1 rRNA gene is annotated in these 492 nt (G+C 51.6%); it reads left to right on the top strand.

Features of this window, described 5'->3' with window-relative positions:
• A 23S ribosomal RNA gene (locus A2U94_RS20330) occupies positions 1–492 on the top strand; the annotation flags it as partial.

Genomic DNA, 492 nt, shown 5'->3' on the forward strand with positions numbered 1-492 from the left:
TGAAACTTCGTTCCCTCTTGAGTGGATCCTGAGTACGGCGGAACACGTGAAATTCCGTCGGAAGCTGGGAGGACCATCTCCCAAGGCTAAATACTCCCTAGTGACCGATAGTGAACCAGTACCGTGAGGGAAAGGTGAAAAGCACCCCGGAAGGGGAGTGAAAGAGAACCTGAAACCGTGTGCCTACAAGTAGTCAGAGCCCGTTAATGGGTGATGGCGTGCCTTTTGTAGAATGAACCGGCGAGTTATGATCCCATGCAAGGTTAAGTTGAAGAGACGGAGCCGTAGCGAAAGCGAGTCTGAATAGGGCGTTTAGTATGTGGTTGTAGACCCGAAACCAGGTGATCTACCCATGTCCAGGGTGAAGTTCAGGTAACACTGAATGGAGGCCCGAACCCACGCACGTTGAAAAGTGCGGGGATGAGGTGTGGGTAGCGGAGAAATTCCAATCGAACCTGGAGATAGCTGGTTCTCTCCGAAATAGCTTTAGGG

The organism is Bacillus sp. VT 712, assembly GCF_001614195.1.
Taxonomy (GTDB): Bacteria; Bacillota; Bacilli; order Bacillales; family Bacillaceae_H; genus Priestia; species Priestia flexa.